The organism is Burkholderia sp. Nafp2/4-1b, from assembly GCF_003635165.1.
GTDB lineage: Bacteria > Pseudomonadota > Gammaproteobacteria > Burkholderiales > Burkholderiaceae > Burkholderia.
The window spans coordinates 275518-297737 of sequence record NZ_ML058601.1 but is presented as its reverse complement, the minus strand read 5'-3'; the positions used below and the strand labels follow the sequence as shown (position 1 = coordinate 297737).

Sequence of the window (22220 nt, the reverse complement as noted above, 5' to 3'; positions counted from 1 at the left end):
CGACGCGATCGTTCGGCCTCTCCGATGGTCGCGATCGGAATTCCTCGCTGTCAAAAGGAAATTGGCGCAATAAATATATCGGTGAGCGAACGGATGACCGCTGCCACGGATGCCGGTATCCGCGCGTTTCGCTCCCGCCCGGTTCCATCGGCCGCGTTATACCTGCCCAAGTTCCTTCCCTATTCAATAGGAGCCCTTCCCATGATCCCGTCGTTGCTTGCCCGCCTGTTTATTGTCGCCATGCGCCGCCCGGTACTCGGCCGGCTCATGCTTCTCTTCGCGCTATCGGTTTCGGTGTCGGCACACGCCGCCGGCAATGGAACGGTTGTGATCGGAGTGAACAACTGGGCCGAGAATATCGCGGTCGCGAATCTGTGGAAGGCGCTGCTTGCGGAAAAAGGCTACGACGTCACGCTGCAGTCCGGCGACAAGGCGATCGTCTATAACGGCGTCGCACAAGGCAAGCTCGATCTGACGTTCGAAGTCTGGCTGCCATCCGCGGACGGCCCGCCGTACGATGCGATCAAATCACGTGTCGAGAAGATCGGCCCGTGGTTTCCCCGCGCACAGCTGGGCCTCGCGGTACCCGATTACGTCGCGATCGACAGCATCGACCAGTTGAACGCACATGCCGCAGAGTTCAGCCACGACGGCAAGTCGACGATTTTCGGCATCGAACCCGGCAGCGGCTTGATGAAACTGACGGGCGAGGCGCGCACCGCGTATGCGCTCGACGCGACCGTGCTGCCGTCGTCGGAGGCTGCGATGTTGCTCGCGCTGGATCGCGCGGCAAAGCGTCGCCAGCCGATCGTTGTCACGCTGTGGAATCCGCACTGGGTGTGGGCGAAGTATCCGATGCACTACCTGAAAGACCCGAAGCAGGTGTACGGTCAACCCGATGCGATCTATGCGATCTCGAAGGCCGGATTCAGTCAGACGCATCCGGATGTCGCGCGCTGGCTCGGTGCATGGAAGATGGACGACCAGACGCTCGGCTCGCTGATGAACGATATCCGTGCCGCCGGTGAATCCGATCCGCAGAAGGGTGTCGCGCGATGGATTGCATCGAATCGCGGCCGGGTGGGCGAATGGCTACGCTAAGAGACGGTTTCGGAAAGACTGCTCTGCATACCGAAGGGTAATCCATCCGATCAGACCGCAACCGAGTTTGGGAAACGCGCCATGAATGTCGGCGCAAGCGGTGACGCGCACGGTTTCGTGCCGTCGCAAAACTGGAACGCTAAATGCTTGTCTCGCGTGATCCTTTCGATGAAGGAGCGCCGCGATGAGCACACCGACCACCACCGCTTTCTCCCACGTGAAGCCGCAGGACACCGCCTATCAAGGCGAGGGCCTGCGCGACTTTTTCCTGTACCGCGACCTCGGCATCGCCGCCGCGACGAACGGCAAGGTCGTCGCGCAACTCGTCAGGGCGAATCATGCACCGGTGGCGGGCACCGGCTGGCACCGTCACGAGGCCGAGTTCCATATCGTGATCATGTTGAAAGGCTGGGCCCGCTTCATGTACGGCGAGCAAGAGACGCTGGTGAACGCCGGAGACTGCGTGCACCAGGCGCCGGGGATCGTCCATTACCTGTTCGATTACTCGCCGGACATGGAGTACCTGGAGATCGTCGGGCCGGCCGATTTCAAGTCAATCGACGTCGAAGGGCCGTGCGCTGTACCTGCGCCGACGCCGTGGGGCGACGCGGGCGCGTGAAGCCCCGTCGCTTCGGACGGTAGGCATCCGCATGGCCACGGCAGGCAGCCTTCGGGCCGCTTTCGCCCTCTTCGGGATCCCATGCGTTCGGCGCGTTCATCAGAACAAAAAACAGACAGCCGATCGTCAGCTTCGCGTGACGTTTCGTTACACCGTGTCAAAGATGGTCAATTCGACGCCATGCCGTGCACGGCGTCCCCGCGACGGGCGTTAAGGAAGGACAGCCGGGCCACCGGCTGACCTATCCAGGAGAATGTCATGACCCGCATCGCGAAGATTCTGACCGTGGCGGCCGTCGCCTGCGCCGTCCTTACACCGGCGCTGGCCGAAGCCCATTCGCACCGCGTGTGCCATTTCGATCACCACCATCACCGCATCTGCCGCTGGGTACATTGACCCGCGACGCGGTACGCCCGACATGGCGTCGCGGCGCTTCCAGCATTCAGGCAAATCAGGAGAGGATCATGAAAAAGACGATGTTGATGGCCGCGCTCGTCGCCGGCATGGGTGTGTCGATCGGTGCGTTCGCGCAGGTTCCGGCGAGCGCGCCGGCCGGCACGACGGGCTTGTGCAAGGACGGCTCGTTCTACTCGGGCGCGTCGAAGAAGGGCGCATGCGCGGGCCACAAGGGCGTGAAGACGTGGTACGGCGCGTCGTCGGCCGTTGCGGCCAGCGCGCCGGCCGCGGCGCCCGCGGTTGCGGCGTCCGCTTCCGCGGCGTCCGGCGCCGCACCGGTGAAGAACGCGCCCGCGACGGCGGCTGCGGCTGCGGCGGCGCCGGGCGGCGGAGCGGGCAAGGTATGGGCCAACGACAGCACGAAGGTCTACCACTGCTCGACCGACAAGTACTACGGCAAGGCCAAGCACGGCAGCTACATGTCGGAAGCCGATGCGAAGGCCAAGGGCTATCACGCGTCGCACGGCAAGGCCTGTTCGTAACGCAGGCGGCACGCGCGGGCCGGGCGCCCGCGCGTGGCCCGGCATGGTGCCCCGCGCCCCGGGCCGGGCGATTCGCCGCGATGCCGGGTGCCGCGCCGCTCGGCGCGACAGCGCGGGTTCAGCGCACGTGATCGGATTGCATGACGGGCGTCGCCGCGTCGCGCACGGTTGAGCGCGCATCGAGCAACGCCCGCAGCGTCACGTAGTGCGCGCCGCTCACGTCGCCATCGGGGCCGGCGGTGCGGTCGTACGGCTCGTTGTCGTGGATCGTCGCACGCACGATCGGATAGATCTGCGTTTCCCAGCGGCTGCCGTTGAACACGCCGTAGTGGCCCGCGCCCGTCTGCACGTGGTGCGTTTTCAGGTACGACGGCAACCCCGAACACAGCTCCTGCGCGGCCACGGTCTGGCCCACCGCGCAGATATCGTCCTTCTCGCCCTCGACCGTCAGCAGCGCGGTGCGGTGGATCGCGGCAGGCTCCACCAGCCGGTCGCCGACCGTCAGTTCGCCGCGCGCGAGCGCGTATTGCTGGAACACTTTCTCGACCGTCTCCAGATAGAACTCCGCGGTGAGATCGGTCGTCGCGAAGTATTCGTCGTAGAAGCGGCGCAGCGTGTCGGCTTTCGCCGGATCGCCTTTCGCACGCTCGAAGTAGAGATCGGCAAACGACGCCGCATGGCGGTCGGGATTCATCGACATGAAAGCACCGACCTGCACGAAGCCCGGATACACGCAACGCTGCGCCCCGACGAAGCCCGATGGCACCACGCTAATCAGGTTGCGCGCGAACCACTCGATCGGCCGGCTTGTCGCGAGCGCGTTGACCTTCGTCGGATTCACGCGGCAGTCGATCGGCCCCGCCATCAGCGTCAGGCTCGCGGGCTGTGCCGGATCGCCGGCGGCGGCCATCAGCGCGACCGCCGAAAGCGCGGCGACGGTCGGTTGGCAGATCGCAAGCACGTGCGCGTCCGGGCCGATGTGCCGAATGAAATCGATCACGTGCGTGACGTATTCGTCGAAGCCGAAGCGCCCGGCCGACAGCGGGATGTCGCGCGGGTTGTGCCAGTCGGTGATGTACACGTCGTGATCGGCCAGCATCGTGCTGACCGTGCCGCGCAACAGCGTCGCGAAGTGCCCGGACATCGGCGCGACGATCAGCACGCGCGGCTGGCGTGCAACCGTTCGCGGCTTGCGGAAATGCAGCAGCGTGCCGAACGGCGTCGCGGCCGCGGCTTCCTCGAGGATGGGCATCGACTTGCCGTCGACGACGATCGACGCGATTCCGAACGGCGGACGCCGGTGCGAGAACGCGCAGCATTCGAGCAGTTCGCACAGTGCGTCGATCATGCGGCCCGTGGGTGTCGACGTGGCGGGCGGCCACAGCGCCATCGTCGCGCGCGTGGCGGCCGCGAACGCGCGCGCCGGGCGCAGGCATTCCGCAGACCATTGGTAAAGCGGATAGGCAAGCAGGTTCATGGCCGTCGCTCAGTGCGTCACGTTGCGTTTAGCGAGGCAAGCGGTGTGCCAGCATGCGCTGGCACGCGCGTTGCACGCAGTTCCTGAATGCGGCGTGAACCGTGGCGGTTCATGCAGCCCGTCCACCCGGATGCGCGCACGCCGAACACGGCGGCAGCGGGGCGCGCGTGCCGATCCGGCCGCTGCACGGTGCGGCGCTGCGCCACTTCGGCGAATGCGCCGCACAGGCGTGGTGCGGTTCGCACGGCGCGGCGTGCGCTTCCGGTGCAGGGGCGCGAACGGTAATCAGCAGGGGAGCGACATGGAATCGACGTTGACCATCAGCAGCCGCAATTATTCGTCGTGGTCGATGCGCGGCTGGCTGCTCGCGAAGCTGAGCGGAATCGCATTCGAGACGGTCAGCGTGCCGATCGATGCGACATCGCGCGCGGAGTTGCTGCTGCTCTCGCCATCGATTCTCGTGCCGTGCCTGACGCACGACGGCAGCACGGTGTGGGACACGCTCGCGATTGCCGAATACCTGAACGAGATCCGGCCGCAGGCGCGGCTGTTACCCGACGATCGGCATGCGCGTGCGCATTGCCGTTCGATCTGCGGCGAGATGCACTCCGGTTTCAGCGCCTTGCGCTCCGCGCTGCCGATGAACCTGCGTGCGCATTTTCCCGGTTTCCGGATCTGGTCGCGTGCGCAGCACGACATCGAGCGCATCTTGACGATCTGGCGCGAATGTCTGTCCGCGTACGGCGGCCCCTGGCTGTTCGGGGCGCAGATCGGTATCGCGGATGCGATGTACGCGCCGGTCGTCACACGATTCCTGACCTACGACGTGAAGCTTCCCCCCGATATCGCCGACTACTGCATGCGCATGCTCGCGCATCCGTTCGTCGCGGAGTGGATCGACGCGGCGAAAGCGGAGCACGAGGACATCGACGAACTCGATATGGAATTCTGACCCGCTGCGCCGCAGCGCCGCAGCGCCGCTTTCAGTCGGATGACAGGCACGCTCAGCGAAACGAACTGCCGCTGCGGCTACGCGCGTTCAGCTCACGCACGATCCGTCGGGCATCACGGCCCGCCGCGTCAGGCTCACGGACTCGTTCCGGCGAGCCCCGCCGCGGGCGGCTTGGCCGGTCGAGTCAGCAGCTCACGTGTGAGATTGTCCGACACATAGTGCGGACCATCGAACAGATAGACTGGATAGCCGCGGTAGGTCGCCAGCTGCCTGCTCAGTTCTTCGGCGCTGGCCGCACGGAAGCCACCATGCTCGGCGGGCCGGAAAGCTTCCGCGATCATCTGCACACGTTGTTTTCCCAGGCGCGAGGCCAACTCGTCGACGTAGGTGCGCGCGACGTGGGGTTCGCGCGCATAGACGCCGCACCCGTCCTGGAAGAACACACCGACATCGGACGGCAGCCACAATGCGAGCCAGTCCGCCAGCGCCTTTCCGCCGATATTGGTCTGGTCGTACACGCTCACCCACAGCGGGCGCGGCAAGCGCTTCAGAATCTCGGCAAGTTTCGGTGCGTCCTGCCAGGTCGGATCGATTTCGACCGGGAAGTAGTAACCGGTGACATGCATCGGAACCGGTGCGCGCGCGATCTCCGCGGATTGGTCGGCGAGCGTCGACAGATGGCTGCGCGCACGCTTCTCGTCCTGGTAGCCGGCCAGACCCAGGATGACGTTTCTGGCCCAGGGCTCGCGACCGATGCGGTCCCAATCGGGAAGGTGCGCCGCGGGACGGATGCGGGTGTTGGCAAGGTACGCGGTGTCGTCGACGACCGTCCACTGGATCAGCAGATCGTGCACGCCGAGCTGGTGCCAGTTGCCGACGGGATTGATTGTGGTGTTGTCCACCTGCCACACGATCCCGTCAGCATGCACGTCGTGAGCCGTCCAGCTACAGGCGGCCATGGCGAGCGATGCGCCGATGGCCGCCAGCGTCGCCGCGCGGGACGAACGCGCCGCGTGCGTGCGCCGGCGCGGCCGGACGGCCCGTCGGAACCGGCCGATACGCTGTTGAAGCCTGCGCAAGGCCGGGATGGCGTAGGTGGTCATCGCTGCCTCCCGGGAAACATTCCCGCGCGTCATCGTAGCCGATCAAACGCAAACGTGCGACCCGCATTGCCGATGCGGGTCGCACGAGGCTGCTGCCAGCTCGCGTCACTTGGCCGTCGTGCCGTCCACCCATGTATAGCCGAGATTCGTAATGCCGGTCACGAGACTCTGGAAGTCCTGCAAGGCGGGCAATCCGAGATCGGGCTCAAGCCAGTACGGATGGAAGAAGAACGACGCGAAGCCGTCCCGCACCGCCAGACCGTATTGCGCATTGGTGACCATTTGCTGCCACGTATACGTGATGCACGAGAACGGGTCGACCTTGCAGATGTTGTACTGAAGGCTGCCCAGATTCTCCGGAATGATCCGCTGCCCGTAGTAATCGGAATTGATGATGTACGGGAAAAACTGCCCGGCCGAAAAGTCCTGGTTGGGCGCCCCCGTTCCGATTTGCGGATTGGTCGACGTGTAATAGACGGCCCGCTGGAACGTGGTCGGGAACGTCTGCGCCGTGGCCGTTGCTGCATTCGGCGACATCTGGTACTGCGGCGCAGCCCAGCCGACGACCTTGTACCCGTTTAGCGTGAACTCGAGCAGGCCATCGGCCATTCTGCCTTTCGCCCATTGTACGGAATCCTCATCGACCGGGCGGTTCTGGACCGCATACCAGAACTCGTAGTCGCTGCCGCTGACCGCATTCAGAAGGTTAGGCGTCGAGTCGTACTGGTGCGTATAGCCGTGCATCACGATCGAGCCGCCGCGCAAGAGTGCATAGTTCAACGCGCTCTTGAGGCCCGTTGCCTGCGCGAGGTGAATCGTCTGCGGTACACCGCCGTTGTAATACCCGTTCGGATCGGCATACAACGGAATCGTTGCCATCGTGAACTTGATCCGCTTCGAGTACAGGTAATCCGTCAGCTGTCTCATCGAACTCGTCGTCGTATACACGTCGAGATCCTCGAGACGAACGAGCGCACGATGATTCACCGGTGCATTCGTCTGCAGGATGTCGTGCAGCATGTCGCATATCACGAGGTAGCGATCCGTCGGGCCGATGTAGGAAAACGGCATGTCGGCGAAGTACCAGAACTTGCCCGAGCGCATCACGTACGGCGTGGTGGCCCCGCTCTTGCTGTTCGTCATGGTGACGAGCACTTGTGCCTTGGTGCCATCTACGACTTGCGTCAGTCCGACTTCCGGGTCGGCGTTGATGGCACCGGTTGATGCGTTGTACGCGTAGTACTTGACCATCGACAGGTTCTTGTACGTGACCGTGTCGTAGAAGCCGGGATTCGGATTGCTCGACGAAGGCGGCGCGTTCATCCCGGCAATGCCCAGAAAGCTGAACCCGAACGTCTGGTTGAACGTGTAGGCCGTGTTCCATGCGAGCTGCCACAAGTTGTACTTGAACCAGACCACGGTTTTCGTGGCGGTCATCACGTCACTCATGAATGCCGCCGGAATCGGATTGTTGTAGTAGTCGCCGATATAGAACGTGGCGTCGTGGCTCCCGATCATGCCGGGCGTGTAGTTCTGTATCGGAACCAGATCGACGGTCGTATTGAAGTGGCCGAGCAGGTTCCTCAACATGATGCTGTACATCAGGCCGAGCTTCGAATACGGGTCGTTGGCCGGATTGTCGTACAGCACGAGCGTATGTGCGGTGGTGGTCTGCGCGTGCGCCGTGCCCGGCAAGGTCATTTGCGCGAGTCCGGCGAGCAGGGCTATGACGATCAAGATCTTTTTCATGGCCGTTTCTCCCTAGTCGCGTTCCACGTTGCCGCCGCTTCTCTTGACGGAACGCTGGCTGAACTTCGGGCGCCCGGTCTCCTTGTATGCCTTTTCCCACTCCTCTTCGGACATGCCGGGCTTCACGTGGACCTGTGCGGAGCCGTTCGGCAATGGCGGGGGCGTGACCTTGCCGCCGGACGACTTGTTCGTCTGCTGCGCACCCGCATGCTGAACCGCGCCGGTGACGACGAGCGCGGAACTCAATGCAAGGAGAAGTCCAACGGTGCTTAACCCGTTTCGAAAAGATCGGTTGCGTTGCGTGGGCATGATTTTCATCCTCTGATATGAAAATTAAATTCATCTCGTTAACGAAACGAGCACGCCCCAATACCAATTAAACCCTTGTGTTATGTCGTGATTTTTTTTGCGCTTGATACCGGTTAACGAAACGAAACCGGATAGCTTGGCTTTCAAGCTAGATCCGTACCATCGGTCGCAAATGGGCGCCGGGCCGAGGCATCGAAATTGGTGCGTCTCGGCGGTCAAAAATTGTTTCGATAAACGTTTCACGGATGCAACGCCGCTCATGTCCCGAATTTGATCCGACAAACAGGTAAAGCCTGTTGGGACGGGCGGGGAAAGCCAGTCATGCGCCGCGCTCCGCACACGTCAACGCAGCAATCGAGTCGGTTGGGACGCACGCGCGACCGCGACCGGGCAGCGGACCTGCCAAACCCCTTCCATCGAATCGCGCGAGCGCATGTTTCAGCACTGAAACATTTGGCCAGGATTCGCTTCTACGATCGCGTACGACACACCGCGGTTCCCCTACGGTTCAAGGGTTGCGCGGCGATGGCGTGCCACTTGCTAGAAGAGTTTTGCGTCGAGAAGACGGTGCACGGGGCGCACCGCGAGGCGTTGGATCGGAAACGGCTGAAAGCACTTGGCGAATGCACGGACGGAGGCAAGCAGGCGGGGAAGCAGCTGTCGAAAGTCATCCACTGAACACGTTGCATTTTTGGTGATGCTACGTGGTCGTATCAATAGCGCTCGACGCGTGATCGAGTCTTTTGAGCGCGACGGGTATTGGTGTGGCGCTAGCCAAAGAGTGGGCGTGACGGGGGCGACGGGGACGGGGAGCGTTTCGTCTCGCGTTGGTTCGAGCGGAAGAGATTCAGGCAACAAGAGAGCGCGAAAAAATATGGATAATATGATATGGAGTGCGTATTTATATGCGCTCAACATTGTCGCCATTGTTACCGCCATCGTTATCTTCATCAGCACACTGGATGACCTTACGCTGGATGCCTTTTACTGGTCATTCGAAATCGGGCGAATTTGGCGTCGCGAGAAATCGCAGACCATCGATATCGCCATGCTGCGCGCGCAGGAAGAGCGCCACCTGGCGCTCATGGTGCCAGCCTGGAAAGAGTATGACGTGATCGCCAAGATGATTGAAAACACCTTGGCGACCATCGAGTACGAGCGGTATGTCATCTTCGTCGGCACCTATCACAACGACGCCGAAACCACGGCGGAAGTCGAACGGATGGTCCGCCGGTATCCGGGCAGGGTGACGCGTGCCACGGTCATGAACGACGGGCCGACCTGCAAGGCAGACTGCCTGAACTGGATTCTCGAAGCCATCCTGCGCTACGAAGGCGTCCATCATATTCAATTCGCGGGCGTGGTCATGCACGACTGCGAAGATGTCATTCATCCGATTGAACTCAAGTACCTCAACCATGCGGTGGCGGAGAGCGACCTGGTCCAGTTGCCCGTCCTGTCGTTGCCGCGGAAATGGAACGAGTTCGTCGCCGGCTGCTATCTCGACGATTTCAGCGAAACGCACCAGAAGGACGTGCCGGCGCGAGCTCGTCTGACCGGTGTCGTCCCGGGCGCAGGGGTTGCATCGTGCTACAGCCGGCGTTCGATCGAAGCGGCGATGAAGGAGCGCGACGGGTGCCCGTTCAACACGAGTTCGTTGACCGAGGACTATGACTTCAGCTTCCGCTTGAGAGACCTCGGCATGAGGGAAACCTTCGCCCGCTTTCCGCTTTCGGACGTCGCGCACGACACCGGCGGCCCGCGCGCAAAGGAGAGAGCCGCCAATCGAAACCTGCTGGCCACGCGCGAGTATTTTCCGAAGACATTCCGCACTGCGTACCGGCAGCGCGCGCGCTGGATTCTCGGCATCGCGTTTCAAGGGTGGGAGCAACTCGGCTGGAAGGGCGACCTCCGCACCCGCTATATGTTCTTCCGCGATCGCAAGGGCATCGTGACGTCGCTGTTTTCGGTGATTGCCTATGGCGTGCTGCTCAACTTCGTGTCGCTGGCCGCCCTTCAGCGAGTCGGGCACGTCATCCCGGTCGACACTCGCCTCGTCGCGGCCAGTGCATGGGTCGCGCCGCTGATGTGGGTGAACACCGTCATGCTGTTCGCCCGCGTCGCACAGCGCGTCCACTTTGTCAGCAGGCTGAACGGTCCGCTCCAGGGGCTGCTTTCGATCCCGAGGATGTTCGTCAACAACCTGATCAATTTCTGCGCGGTGAGTCGCGCGTGGCGCATCTATGTCGGCCACCTGGCGAGCGGCAAGCCCATCGCGTGGGACAAGACCAGTCACACCTACCTGTCGAACGAACAGCTCGGGAAAGTGCGCCTCAAGATCGGCGAGATCCTGGTCGGCTGGGGTGTGGTCTCACTGGCGCAATTGCAGGTCAGCCTCGAGAAACAACTGACATGCGGCAAGCGGCTGGGCGAGCTGTTGCTCGAAGGCGGCGCGCTGTCGACCGAATCGCTGGCCGACGCGATCGCCGAGCAGGCGGAGCTGCCGCGGGTGAGCCTGGGCAACGTCGCGGTGGGCCACTTCGCGGACTCGCTGGCATTCGAGCTGCAGTACGCGTATCGCGCCGTGCCGTTTTCGACCGCGGACGACGGGACGCTGAACGTCGCGGTCGGGCGACCGCTCACGCAGGACGAACAGGACGTCGTGCGGCGCGGCGCCAGATCGAACGTGGCCTATTTCATTGCCTGCGATGCAGAGATCACCGCCGAACTCGCCCGGCACTCCCGTTTCGTCGAAATCGCGCGGCTGCGCGACGGCGACGATGCGAAGCTGCAGGCATTTGCGGTGAAAAAGCCGTCCGGAGAACAGGCATGAAGTGCTCAACACGTCCGATTGCTGTCGGCTTCAAGCGCTGCGCACGGTTGAGCGCCCTGGCGATCGCCATGTCGCTCGCCTGGCAGGCTCCGGCCTCCGCCGCCCAACAGCTCAACCCCAAGGCTTACCGGCTCGCCGATGGCGCCTACAAGGCGATCAACGCAGGCGACCTGCCCCGCGCGGAAGCGTATACGTTGCGCGCCCTCAAGATTCAGCCGGGAAGCGAACAACTCGGGCTGTTGCTCGTCGATGTGTACCGGCGCGAAGGGAAAGTCGACGAAGCGGACGCGCTGCTGGAGTCGCTGAGCGTTCGTTTTCCGAAAAGCGCGCCGGTACTGGCGCAGCATGGCTATCTGGCGCAGCGGCAGATGCACTACGACGTCGCGTGCAGCAATTTCTCGGCGGCCGTCGCGACTGGAAACTGGAGCAAGGAGCAGCAGCGCAACTTGCGCCTCGCGTGGTCGGACAGTGCGCTCGCGGCGAATCGTCCGCACGAGGCTGGCGTCGCACTTGCGCCGCTGGCCGATGAAAAATCGGCCGTGATCCAGTTGCGTATCGCGCAGATGAGCTTGCAGGCGGGCGACCGCGACAGCGCCATCCGCGTGGCCGAGCTTGCGGCCGGCGACGCGTCGACCGATGCCGAGCGGAACATGGCCGCGTCGATCCTGGCGCAGGCGCGGCAAGCCGATGTGCCGCCCCAGGCGCCGGTGGACGATACCGCGCAACAGAAGTTGCAGCAGGCCTACGACCTCCTGCGCGAACACAAGGATCGCGAGGCGCTCGACGCATTCCGGGACGGTTTTGCAGGCGGCGCCGGCAACGCGATGAACTACGCGGACGCGGGCTACGCCGCCAAGCGGATCGGACTGAACGAGCAGTCCGTCCAGATGTTCGAGCACAGTCTCGACGCGGACGAAGACGAACACGCGTTCGACGCGCAGCGCAAGTTCGGCTATCGGCGGGAAGTCGAACAACTGGAGCGTACCTGGGGGTTCGTGCTGAGCGCGCCGTACCAGTCGGCCGCATTCGGCCCGCAAGGCACCATCAGCGTGCTCCAGCCGGGTGTCGAGGCGTACTGGCAGCCCCCGAAGATCGGCTATCGGAACGGCCGGATCCTCCAGTTCTTCGTGCGCGGATACGGCACGGCCTACGACGGCACGGGCAACGTGACCGGCATGCCGACCGTACAAGGTTCGGTGGGTGTACGTTACAAGCCGATACCCGACCAGAACGTGGTGATGACCGCCGAGCGGCTGTTCCACATCGGTAGCCTGTCGACGACGGACTGGCTGATGCGCCTGGGCTATTCGTCGGAAGCGGGCACCGACCTGCGGGTCACCGAACCGAGCTGGCGGAGCTGGCAGGCGTATGTCGAAGGGGCGTATTTCATCCGGGCAGGCCGATACATCATCTATTCGGAGTTGCGTTACGGGCACACGTGGCGTTTGCCGATGATCAGCGATCGGCTGACCGTGTATCCGCACGCCGCGGTGGCCGGCGATCATGACAACCGTCAGCCGGACAAGACGGCAATCGGCGCGGGGCCGGGGGTCCAGTTCAGGTACTGGTTTCGTGAAGGCAGGTATACCGCGCCGGCAAGCTATCTCGACGTGACGGTGCAATACCGGTTCGGGTTGACGTCAGCGGCCCGCGCACGTGGTCTCGTGGTGCGCGCGACATTGTGGTTCTGAGCGGCTGCGCTGACGCTGGAGCGACCGGCTGATGAAGCGATCAGTTGGGCGACTTGAGCGGGATGATCGTCTGACGCAACAACTGGAAGTAGGTGCTCGTCGAATACGGGACCATCTGCTCGGCGTAGTTCCACCAGAAGAATCCGCCGATGAAACGCGGATCGGTCATGCTGTTGACCATCGGGTAGTAGGTCTTGATCAGGTTCTGCTGCACCGACGCCGGCGCGGCGATGTCCGACGTACCGATTTCGCCGAAGCCGACCTTCGCGTTCGGGAAGATGCTTTCGAGCGCCGCGAAGTCGTTGTTCCACGACGGATTCAGCCCCGGGCAATCCTGATACGGGTAGTAGCTGAACAGCGCATAGTCGGCCTGCTGGCGAACCGTCGACGAGAGGAAGCTCGTCGGCCAGGTCTTCCAGTAATCCTGAGGCTTCTCCCAGCAGTTGGTGCCCTTGCTGTCGTCGTTGTAGTACAGCGTGATCGCCGTCTTGCCGCCGTTCGCCTTAACGATCGTGTTGGCCGCGGCGACCATCTGGCCGATCTGCTGCTCTTCCGCATTGACCACGGTGTTCGTGCCGCTCGGATCGGTGCGCAGCCATTCGCCGTTGATTTCGTTGGCGATCTCCCACACGTCGACGGTGTTCTTCAGCTGCGACACCAGTTCCTGCGTGCGCGCCTTGTAGGTCGTGAGATCCGTCGGGAAATAGTAGGAATCGTAGACTTCGCCCATCACGTACGCGACTGCGTGCAGGCGCAGCAGCGGTGCGTAGTAGTCGGTGGCCGGCGTGCCCGGATCGAACACGACACGCACGGTCGGCCGGTACGGCAGGTTCTGCAGCGACGCGACGATCGCATCCAGTTTCGTCAGATCGTCGAGCGTGACCCCGTAGACGGGATTCTTCAGCGGTTCGACCTGGGCATTGGCGGATTGGGACAAGGGCATCAGCCCGGCAAAGGCAACGCATGCGGCAATGGCCGTGCGCGAGAGTGTTTTCGTCAGCTTAATCAAAACTTCGTTTCCATCCTAAGGTAAGAAGAAGCGCGATTTTAGACGAAAATAAAAGATAATTATCGTACGATACGCGCAATAAGGGGGCGGATGACGCGGAATGGAAATTGCTGCGCGGCCGGTTCGTGATCAAAAAGGCAGCATCCCGAAACGTTTCGGCGCGGGCATTGGTTCCGTCGGCGCGACGGCGAATCACCTAGCGACCGGCGTGGGCGGTGCATCCGGGTATACGCGCTGCGATTCGGCTTTGACTTTGGCTTCGACTTCGACTTCGACTTCGACTCCGACTTCGACTCCGACTTCGACTTCGGCTTTGGCTTCGACGACTTCGACTTTGCCTTCGGCTTCGGCTTCGGCTTCGCCGACACTGCCGTGCTCACGATCAAGGCCGCATCGTTCGCGATGGCCGTGTCGTGCGCCGCTTGCGGGCGGGGGCGCACGCACGGATGCACACGCGTTGAACAATCTGCTGACGATGCGGCAACCCGCAAACGTTTCACGTTGATTTTCCTCAGTTACGAGCAGGATTTCGCTAAAGGATGCCGTTGCCGGTGACGTTAAAACGGGCACGGGGATGGCTGCCGATCGCATGCATGCGACATGCGACGCGCAGTCCGCAACAACCAGCGCAGCAGGGGAACCAACTTGAATCGTCAGCAATCGTGGACGCGTACGGCCGCGCCCGGAGAGATCGTCTACTCGGAGGGCTTCGCCGGCGAGCCCGTCATCTTCCTGATCGCCGAAGGCAAGGTCGAGCTGTCGACGCGCTGCGAGGACAAGCGCGTCGTCGTTGCGACGCTCGGGCGCGGCGAGTTCTTCGGCGAATCGGCGCTGCTCGCGGCCGAGCCGCGCGCGCATACCGCGAAGGCGCTGTCTTTCTGCCAGCTCACGGTCGTGCCGGCGGCGATGCTCGACGAGGAAATCGAACATGTGTCCGCGCTGCTTCGCCACATCGTGCGCACGATGGTTCGCCGCGTGAAGCGCAAGGACGACCAGCTCGCGACCTATACGCATGCGGACTTCATGCCGGGCGTGCTGTCGTATGCGCATGTGCTGTCGCTGATGGCGGGCGCCGATACGCGCGGCTCGGACGATGCATGGTCGCGGCGGCCGATGCAGGCGCACGCGGCGGAGGCATCGGTGCCGCTCGCGGACGTGATCCGCCGCTGCCGCGCGATCGCCGGCCATTCGCGGCCGCACGTGCTGGCGATGCTGCGCCGCATGGAAAAACTCAATCTCGTCACGATCGAAGCCGCGCAGGCCGACCATGCCGGCGGCGCGGCCGATTACGCGGCATCGTCGGATGCGCGCCAGGTCGTCACGTTCGACGCCGCGCGCGTGATCGATCGCGCGCAGCAGGTCGCCGATCACGACCTCGATCTGTCGATCAACAGCGAGCTCGAGCTGATCGAGCTGGCCGATCTCGAAGCGCTGATCGGCGTCGACCGGAAGCTGCTGCTCAACAAGCTGTCGCACGGCGAGATCGCGGACGAGGTGTTCGCGTTCCGCAAGTCGAAAGTGCTCGGTTACGTCGAGCAGAAGGGCGTCGCGTATTTCTCGCGGCGCGCCCCGCGCGCCGGCGGCGACGTGCACGCGCTCGAGGATATCGTGGGGGTCGACCAGCGCACGCTGTTCGACGTGATCAGCGCATTCGATACGTACGATCTCGCGAAGCTGATCGCGAGCCTCGACGATCGCGCGGTGGCCGACAAGCTGTTCTCCGTGATGACGGAAGCGCGGCGCAACGAAGTGTCGTGGGTGATGCGCCGTGAGTTGAAGCTCGATCCGATCGAGGTCGAAGAGATCGAGCGACGTGTGCTGGATGCCGTGCGCGCGGCCAAGGCACCGGCCGCGGCCGCGCCGCTGGCTTCCTCTGACGCGTAACGTACGACCCGAAGGAGACGCATATGGACCTGTTGACCCTGGCCGGCGTGCTGCTCGGCGGCGCGGCCATCGTGTTCGGCTTCGCGCTGGAAGGCGGACATTTCTCGATGCTGTTCCAGTTCGAGGCGCTCGTGATCGTGCTCGGCGGCACGCTCGGCGCGGTGATGATCCAGAACACGTGGGCGCGCTTCTTCGACGCGGTGAAGCAGTTGCGGCTCGCGTTCGTGCGCGCGCAGGAAGTCGATCGCAAGCACCTGACCGACCTGCTGGAGTGGGGCGATCGCGCGAAGCTCGACGGGTTGCTCGCCTTCGAATCGATGGACGTGACCGGCATTCATCCGTTCGCGCGGCGCGGGCTCGAATTGCTCGCGAACGGCGTGTCGACCGCCGTGCTCGAGGACGCGCTGCATCGCGAGCTCGACGCCTACGAGCGCAGCCGGCTCGCGGCCGCGCGCGTGTGGCAGCAGGCCGGCGGCTACGCGCCGACGTTCGGCATTCTCGGCTCGGTGCTCGGGCTCGTGCAGGTGACGAGCCATATCCTCGAACCGGCGCAGCTCGGGCCGGGCATCGCGGTCGCGTTCATCGCGACGCTGTACGGCCTCGCGTTCGCGAACCTCGTGTTTCTGCCGCTCTACGGCAAGCTGCGTGCGCAGGTCGACAGCGAACTGCGCTTTCGCAAGCTGTATCTCGACGGCCTGCTCGCGATCTCGCGCAAGGAATCGCCGCATACGATCGAAACGCGGCTGACGGGCGACGTGCGCGGCCGCGCGGCCGAGTCGCTCGCATGACGCACCGGGGGCTTCGACATGACGGCTCGAACTGATGCGGCACGCGCGGGCTCGGCTGCCGGCGACCGCGACGACGATGAAGCCGAGGGCACGCAATCGGGCCGCTGGCTGATCTCGTACGCGGATCTCATCACGACGCTGATGGTGCTGTTTCTCGCGCTGTACGTGCTGCAGCTAGCGAAATACAACGCACTCGATGCGCGGTACCAGACGCTTGCGCGGCACGACGGCGGCGCGGCCAGCGCAACGGCACCCGCGACCCCCGAGCGCGCGCCGGCGTGGCTCGCATCGCTCGATGCGCTCAAGGCGAACGGCCGCATTTCGCTCGTGCGCGCGCCGCACGGGATCGAGATCGGCATCGACGCGAAGATCCTGTTCAACGTCGGCGATGCGCGGCTGCTGCCCGATGCGGCGCCCGTGCTGAGCCAGATCGCGCAGGCGCTGAGCGAGCATGCGACCGGCGACATCCTCGTCGAAGGGCATACCGACAGCGTGCCGATCGCGAACGCGAAATACGAATCGAACTGGGAGCTGTCGTCCGCGCGCGCGGGCAGCGTCGTGCGCTACCTGACCGAGCGCGGCGTCGCGCCGCACCGGCTCGCCGCGATCGGCCGCGCCGATACGCAACCGCTCGTCGCGGGCGACGATGCGTCCGCGCGGGCGCGCAACCGGCGCGTGACGATCTTCGTCGCGTATTGAGCGTGCGAACCGCGACGGGCGCGCGACGGCCGCCCGTCACCGACATATCGGATCTCGCATGACGACCATGTGAACCCGGCGATGCGATTCCGCGCGTGCCTGCCGATAACTCAAGCTGGCTCAGACCGAGCGGTTATCGAGGGTTCCCCATGCATTTCTGGCGCAAGCTGTCCATTCAGAACAAGCTGATTCTCAGCATGACGAGCTGCCTGCTCGTGTTCGTCGCGATTTCGAGCGGGTTGAGCATTCGTCTGATCGGCGACGCCGTGCGCGATCGCGTCGTTCGCGAAGAACTTCCGACGGCCGTGAGCGGCATCCGCGCCGACGTGCAGCGGCAGATGGCCGGGCCGATCGCCGCGTCGCGCATCCTCGCGCGCGATGCGTTCCTGCTGCAATGGGAAGCCGCCGGCGAGCCCGACGCCGGCACGCGCAACTGGATCCAGCTCGCGAAGAACGTGAAGGACGAGCAGAAGGCCGCGTCCGTGCAGTGGGTGTCGGTGAAGAGCGGCAACTACTACAACGAAGGCGGCCTGCAGCGCAAGGTCACCGACAAGGACCAGTGGCTGACGAGCTTCCTCGCGTCGGGCAACACCTACGACGTGAACATGGATCGCGAGGTCACGCTCGGCGGCTACATGATGTTCATCAACAGCCGCGTGGAACTCGACGGCGCGCCGGTCGGCGCGGCGGGCATGAGCCTGTCCGTCGATGCGCTCGCGAAGGGGATTGCCGCGTACCGGATCGGCGACACCGGCTTCGCGTACCTCGTGCGGCCGGACGGCGCGATCATGATGCATCGCGATACGTCGCTGATCGACGGCAAGCATTTCCTGAAGGACGCGCCGGGCCTGCCGGGCGACGCATCGTCGACGCTGCTGGCCGGCAAGCCGTATGCGTACCTGAGCTACACGGGCGACGGCGGCGCGCGTTTCATCGCGACGTCGTTCATCCCGGAACTGAACGCGTACGTGGTCGTTGAAGTGCCGCAGGCCGAGCTGCTCGGCCCGGTCACGCGCGCAATTCGCAGCGCGGCGCTGGTCGCCGCGGTCGTCGGCCTCGGCGTCGCGCTGGTCGTGATCTGGCTGGTCGGGCGCGCGATCGCCGCGCCGATCCGCCGCGCGGCGATGCTGCTGTCGGAGATCGCGAGCGGCCAGGGCGACCTGACGCGCCGAATGACCGTCGAGAGCCAGGACGAGATCGGCCAATTGTCTGACGCGTTCAACCGCTTCGTGTCGTCGCTGTCGACGCTCGTGCACCGGATTCGCGCGGCATCCGCGTCGATCGCGACCGGCTCCGCGCAGATCGCGTCGGGCAATGCGGACTTGAGCGAGCGGACCGAAGGGCAATCGAGCAACCTCGAGCGCACGGCGTCGTCGATGGAGGAAATCACGGCGGTCGTGCGCAACAACACCGAAACCGCGACGACGGCCGCGAAGCTGATTACCGGCGCAGCGGATACCGCGACGCGCGGCGGCCAGGTGGTGGGCGAAGTCGTGACCACGATGGAGCAGATCAGCGACGCGTCGCAACGGATCTCCGAGATCATCGTGATGATCGACAGCATCTCGTTCCAGACCAACATTCTCGCCCTGAATGCGGCAGTCGAGGCGGCACGCGCCGGCGAGCAGGGACGCGGGTTCGCGGTCGTTGCGTCGGAAGTGCGGAATCTCGCGCAGCGCAGCGCGCAGGCGGCGAAGGAGATCAAGGCGCTCATCGAGCACAGTGCGGGGACGGTCGACACCGGGTCGCGGCTCGTCAGCGAGGCGGGGACGGTGATGCGCGATGTCGTGTCGCAGGTGCGGGGCGTCAGCGCGATGATGAGCGAGATCGCCGAGGCGAGCCTGGAGCAGAGCGCGGGCATTGACCAGATCGGCGACGCGGTGCAGTCGCTCGACCAGATGACGCAGCAGAACGCGGCGCTGGTCGAGGAAAGCGCGGCGGCCGCGGAAAGCCTGAAGCAGCAGGCGACGGAACTGACGCGACTGGTATCGGCGTTCAAGGTCGATGAATAACGTCTGCGCGACGTTAGAATGATGCGTTTCTGAGGGACGGCTGCCGTGAGACCACGGCAGCCGTTTTCGCTGTCGGCGCGTGATCGGTGACGTCATAAAAATGAAGCGCAAATCAAGACTGAAGATCGGGGTGGGGGCGGTGGTGGTCGCGGCGGTGCTCGCCGCGGTCGGGGCGAAGGTGATCGCATCGCCGGCGGATTCGTATCTCGCCTATCGGAAGCAGGCCGCGGCCGCCGTGGCGGCGGCCCGGCTGGAAGATCGGACGGGCCTCGACCAGCGGTATACGTCCGACCTGAATGCGCGGCTCGCGAAGCTGATCGGCACGGTCAGGGCGAGAGGGTTTGCCGCGAAGGCGACGGGCACGGTGCAGAGCGTCGGCCCCGTCGACGGGATGCCGCCGGGGCCGGACGGATTGTCCTTCAAGTCGGACGACGGCAAGACGAATCTCGTCGTGACCACGGTTCCGCTGCTGAAGGCTTGGGCAAGCACGGCGGATGCGGGCATCAAGCCGACCGACGACGTCGCCGCGATGTTCGACAACGAAACGCTTTACACGAACGTATTCAGCGACGACGCCGCGGCGTTTCGCTTCGCGGCGTTGCCCGTCAAGCGGCAGCCGGCCGACGGCGTGGTGAAGGCGTGGCTGCTCGGTGAAAGCCAGGACGGCGTGCCGGACGGGCCGAACACGCTGGCCGTGTCGGTCCGGCAGGGCCAACGCGTTTATATCCTGTGGAAGAGCGTGACGCTGCGCCCGATCGCGGCGTGCGGCACGGCGCGCGTGCCCGCGGACGCGCGGCAGGCGTGTTTCGCCAGACAGGTGGTGTCCCAGCGGAGCTACCCGCGGCTGGTCGCGCAGGCGCAATCGATGGCCGATGCCGTGGTCCGATAGCGGATGGCAGAGGGCGGTAGCGGCCGTCGATCGCCCGGCGCGATCCGACGGCGATGGATGGCGAAGCGCGTCCGAAGAATGACGGGCAGCGACATCGCGCGTCGCCGCCCGTCGGCATACCGATCCCACGGATCGACTTCAGCGCGAGCGCAACGCCTGCAACCCCAGTGCGAGCGGGTTGAACGGCATCTCCGCGGCGCCCATCGAAAAGCTCGCCGCATTCGCGCTCGCACCAGGCGTATGCATCAGTGTGTGAACGATCCGCTCGCTCGCGTGGCCGTCGCCATACGGATTGCTCGCGTGCGCCATTTCCTCATACGCGCTGTCGCTGTCGAACAGCCGCGACGCTTCCCAGACGATCCGCTCGTGGTCCGTGCCGACGAGCCGCGCGGTACCGGCCTCGATCGCTTCGGGGCGTTCGGTCGTCTCGCGCGTGACAAGCACCGGCTTGCCGAGCGCCGGTCCTTCCTCCTGGATGCCGCCCGAGTCGGTGATGATGAAGTGCGCGCGTGACATCAGGAATACGAACGAAAGATATTCCTGGGGCTCGATCAGGTAAATGTTCGGTACGCTGCCGAGCAGCGCGCGCGCCGGTTCGCGCACGTTCGGATTCATGTGCAACGGATAGACGAACTGCGCATCGGGATAGCGTTTCGCGAGCGTGCAGAGCGCCTCGCAGAAATGCCGGAACGGCTCGCCGAAACTCTCGCGGCGGTGACCGGTGATCAGCACGATGCGGCGCGACGGTTCGAGAAACGGAAAGTGCGCGGCGACCTTGTCGTTGAGCGCGGTATTGTGATCGAGCATACGTTTGACATCGTGCAGCGCATCGATCACGGTGTTGCCGGTCATCACGACCGCGCCGACCGGCACGCCTTCGCTGAACAGGTTGTCGCGCGCCTGGCCGGTCGGCGCGAAATGCCATGACGACACCGCGTCGGTCACGCGGCGGTTCAATTCCTCCGGCCACGGCGACCAGATGTCGCCGCTGCGCAAACCCGCTTCCACGTGCCCGACGGGCAGATAACGATAGAACGCGGCGAGACTCACGGCGAGTGTCGTCGTCGTATCGCCGTGCACCAGGACGACGTCCGGATGGAAGTCGTCGAAGACGATTCCGATCGCCTGGAGAATGCCGGTCGTCACGTCGGTCAGCGTCTGGCTCTGGCGCATCAGATTGAGGTCGTACTCGGGCTTGATGTCGAACAACGTGAGGACCTGATCCAGCATTTCCCGATGCTGGGCAGTCACGCATACGCGGGCATCGACATCCTTGCGCGCCTTCAGCGCGCGGACGAGCGGGGCCATCTTGATGGCTTCCGGCCGAGTCCCGAACACAAGCAAGATCTTTTTCATCGTTGTTCCTCGTTGAACTTCTTTGCGCCGGAAGATCCGGCACCTGGCGCCAAGCCTGTATGCATCACTCGTCCCGTTGCCACATGCGGTCACGCCTGCCGAGCGACATGCAGTGGCGATGCAGGGCGAGCGCGCGTCGTTGTCCGCGTGGTCTTCGCCACGCAATCGTCGGACTACCGTCGTCACCTTGAACCTCGTCACGACGTCATGAGCGTTCCTATCGATGTCGGTCGCTACGTCTGGCGGTTGAACGCGTACGTTGCCGCATCGCGACGCACCTCGCAGTTGTTCCTGCTCTCGATAGAGCAATATTCAAACCAACAGCGATGTGGCCGAGCCCGGTTCGCGCCGAACACGCGAATTGCTGCGGAATGTTTCACAATTGCTACGCGTGCTACGTCGGCGGATTGCCGTGATGCCGACATACCCTCGACCGTTCGCGCGGTCGATCCGGTCGCGTCATTCGAGGAATCGCGAATCGTGTTGCGCGCCGGATGCCCTGGTGCCAGGTGCATTGCATGAGCGTATTCAGGCATCGTCAGTCGTCTCCCCATGCGAATCGTTTGCGGGAAATGAGCGAGACGTCATCGCATTTCCGGCCCGAATCCAGCACGGAGGATTTCCCTACCGAATCGCGCATCGTGCGGTTCGGCAGGTGTGAAATGTTGCGCATCTGTAACGCAATCCCGGAGCGAGCCGGCCACATTCGCACGGCAACGGTCCATGCGCGTCGCGATGCGCATGCGTCATGGCTGACGGGGGACGTGCAACGGCCGTCCGCAGCGGGTGGATTCCCGAAATGATGTCGTGC

19 protein-coding genes are annotated in these 22220 nt (G+C 64.1%); 12 read left to right on the top strand and 7 right to left on the bottom strand.

From position 1 onward, the window contains the following. Nucleotides 1-24: 24 nt before the first annotated feature. The 4 genes from C7H84_RS10830 to C7H84_RS10820 all read left to right on the top strand — a co-directional run bounded on the left by C7H84_RS10830 (nucleotide 25) and on the right by C7H84_RS10820 (nucleotide 2658). On the top strand, nucleotides 25-1101 hold the full coding sequence (locus tag C7H84_RS10830; RefSeq protein ID WP_240462017.1) for a glycine betaine ABC transporter substrate-binding protein: 1077 nt from the start codon (nucleotides 25-27) through the stop codon (nucleotides 1099-1101). Between the two features lie 184 nt (nucleotides 1102-1285). Beyond that, entirely contained in the window at nucleotides 1286-1720 is a 435-nt protein-coding gene (locus C7H84_RS10825; RefSeq protein WP_121858805.1) for a cupin domain-containing protein, read from the top strand. A gap of 258 nt (nucleotides 1721-1978) precedes the next feature. Continuing rightward, nucleotides 1979-2116: an HHHH-motif protein gene (locus C7H84_RS36320; RefSeq protein ID WP_162999260.1), complete on the top strand. Its 138-nt coding sequence runs from the start codon at nucleotides 1979-1981 to the stop codon at nucleotides 2114-2116. A 68-nt stretch (nucleotides 2117-2184) separates the two neighbouring features. Further along, complete coding sequence (locus C7H84_RS10820) at nucleotides 2185-2658, top strand: DUF3761 domain-containing protein (RefSeq protein WP_121858804.1); 474 nt, start codon at nucleotides 2185-2187, stop codon at nucleotides 2656-2658. A gap of 118 nt (nucleotides 2659-2776) precedes the next feature. On the opposite strand, the gene phaZ is transcribed toward C7H84_RS10820, so the two are convergent. After that, on the bottom strand, nucleotides 2777-4135 hold the full coding sequence (gene phaZ, locus C7H84_RS10815) for a polyhydroxyalkanoate depolymerase (protein ID WP_121858803.1): 1359 nt from the start codon (nucleotides 4133-4135) through the stop codon (nucleotides 2777-2779). A gap of 301 nt (nucleotides 4136-4436) precedes the next feature. Between phaZ and C7H84_RS10810 the strand changes: the two genes are divergently transcribed. Beyond that, a complete protein-coding gene (locus tag C7H84_RS10810) occupies nucleotides 4437-5087 on the top strand; it encodes a glutathione S-transferase family protein (protein ID WP_121858802.1) in 651 nt (216 codons plus the stop codon). A 134-nt stretch (nucleotides 5088-5221) separates the two neighbouring features. On the opposite strand, the gene C7H84_RS10805 is transcribed toward C7H84_RS10810, so the two are convergent. The 3 genes from C7H84_RS10805 to C7H84_RS10795 all read right to left on the bottom strand — a co-directional run bounded on the left by C7H84_RS10805 (nucleotide 5222) and on the right by C7H84_RS10795 (nucleotide 8248). Then, a complete protein-coding gene (locus C7H84_RS10805; protein WP_121858801.1) occupies nucleotides 5222-6190 on the bottom strand; it encodes a hypothetical protein in 969 nt (322 codons plus the stop codon). 105 nt (nucleotides 6191-6295) lie between these two features. Then, nucleotides 6296-7939 carry a DUF2334 domain-containing protein gene (locus C7H84_RS10800; protein WP_121858800.1) on the bottom strand — a complete coding sequence of 548 codons (1644 nt, stop codon included), beginning with the start codon at nucleotides 7937-7939 and terminating at the stop codon, nucleotides 6296-6298. A 12-nt stretch (nucleotides 7940-7951) separates the two neighbouring features. Continuing rightward, nucleotides 7952-8248: a hypothetical protein gene (locus C7H84_RS10795; protein WP_121858860.1), complete on the bottom strand. Its 297-nt coding sequence runs from the start codon at nucleotides 8246-8248 to the stop codon at nucleotides 7952-7954. Between the two features lie 874 nt (nucleotides 8249-9122). Between C7H84_RS10795 and C7H84_RS10785 the strand changes: the two genes are divergently transcribed. Next, nucleotides 9123-11081 (top strand): glycosyl transferase family protein, encoded by a 1959-nt coding sequence (locus C7H84_RS10785; RefSeq protein WP_121858798.1) that lies wholly within the window; start codon nucleotides 9123-9125, stop codon nucleotides 11079-11081. Continuing rightward, nucleotides 11078-12772 carry a bacteriophage N4 adsorption protein A gene (locus tag C7H84_RS10780; protein WP_121858797.1) on the top strand — a complete coding sequence of 565 codons (1695 nt, stop codon included), beginning with the start codon at nucleotides 11078-11080 and terminating at the stop codon, nucleotides 12770-12772. Before C7H84_RS10785 ends, C7H84_RS10780 begins: the two co-directional genes overlap by 4 nt. A 40-nt stretch (nucleotides 12773-12812) precedes the next feature. Here the strand turns inward: C7H84_RS10780 and C7H84_RS10775 are convergent, their stop codons facing one another. Together C7H84_RS10775 and C7H84_RS36315 are read right to left on the bottom strand one after the other, a co-directional pair. Beyond that, on the bottom strand, nucleotides 12813-13715 hold the full coding sequence (locus tag C7H84_RS10775; protein ID WP_162999259.1) for a hypothetical protein: 903 nt from the start codon (nucleotides 13713-13715) through the stop codon (nucleotides 12813-12815). A 258-nt stretch (nucleotides 13716-13973) separates the two neighbouring features. Continuing rightward, nucleotides 13974-14441 carry a hypothetical protein gene (locus C7H84_RS36315; RefSeq protein ID WP_162999258.1) on the bottom strand — a complete coding sequence of 156 codons (468 nt, stop codon included), beginning with the start codon at nucleotides 14439-14441 and terminating at the stop codon, nucleotides 13974-13976. Here C7H84_RS36315 and C7H84_RS10770 point away from each other — a divergent pair. From C7H84_RS10770 to C7H84_RS10750, 5 genes are all read left to right on the top strand, one after another. After that, nucleotides 14427-15665 (top strand): cyclic nucleotide-binding domain-containing protein, encoded by a 1239-nt coding sequence (locus C7H84_RS10770; protein WP_121858795.1) that lies wholly within the window; start codon nucleotides 14427-14429, stop codon nucleotides 15663-15665. The genes C7H84_RS36315 and C7H84_RS10770 overlap by 15 nt on opposite strands. A gap of 23 nt (nucleotides 15666-15688) precedes the next feature. Next, nucleotides 15689-16453: a flagellar motor protein gene (locus C7H84_RS10765; RefSeq protein WP_121858794.1), complete on the top strand. Its 765-nt coding sequence runs from the start codon at nucleotides 15689-15691 to the stop codon at nucleotides 16451-16453. A gap of 18 nt (nucleotides 16454-16471) precedes the next feature. Next, the gene (locus C7H84_RS10760; protein ID WP_121858793.1) at nucleotides 16472-17152 is read left to right on the top strand and encodes an OmpA family protein; all 681 of its coding nucleotides are present in this window, start codon (nucleotides 16472-16474) and stop codon (nucleotides 17150-17152) included. Nucleotides 17153-17301: 149 nt separating this feature from the next. Next, nucleotides 17302-19164 (top strand): methyl-accepting chemotaxis protein, encoded by a 1863-nt coding sequence (locus C7H84_RS10755; RefSeq protein WP_121858792.1) that lies wholly within the window; start codon nucleotides 17302-17304, stop codon nucleotides 19162-19164. 100 nt (nucleotides 19165-19264) lie between these two features. Next, entirely contained in the window at nucleotides 19265-20053 is a 789-nt protein-coding gene (locus tag C7H84_RS10750; protein ID WP_121858791.1) for a hypothetical protein, read from the top strand. A gap of 138 nt (nucleotides 20054-20191) precedes the next feature. Here C7H84_RS10750 and wecB read toward each other — a convergent pair whose 3' ends face one another. Next, complete coding sequence (gene wecB, locus C7H84_RS10745; RefSeq protein WP_121858790.1) at nucleotides 20192-21409, bottom strand: UDP-N-acetylglucosamine 2-epimerase (non-hydrolyzing); 1218 nt, start codon at nucleotides 21407-21409, stop codon at nucleotides 20192-20194. Between the last annotated feature and the right edge of the window lie 811 nt (nucleotides 21410-22220).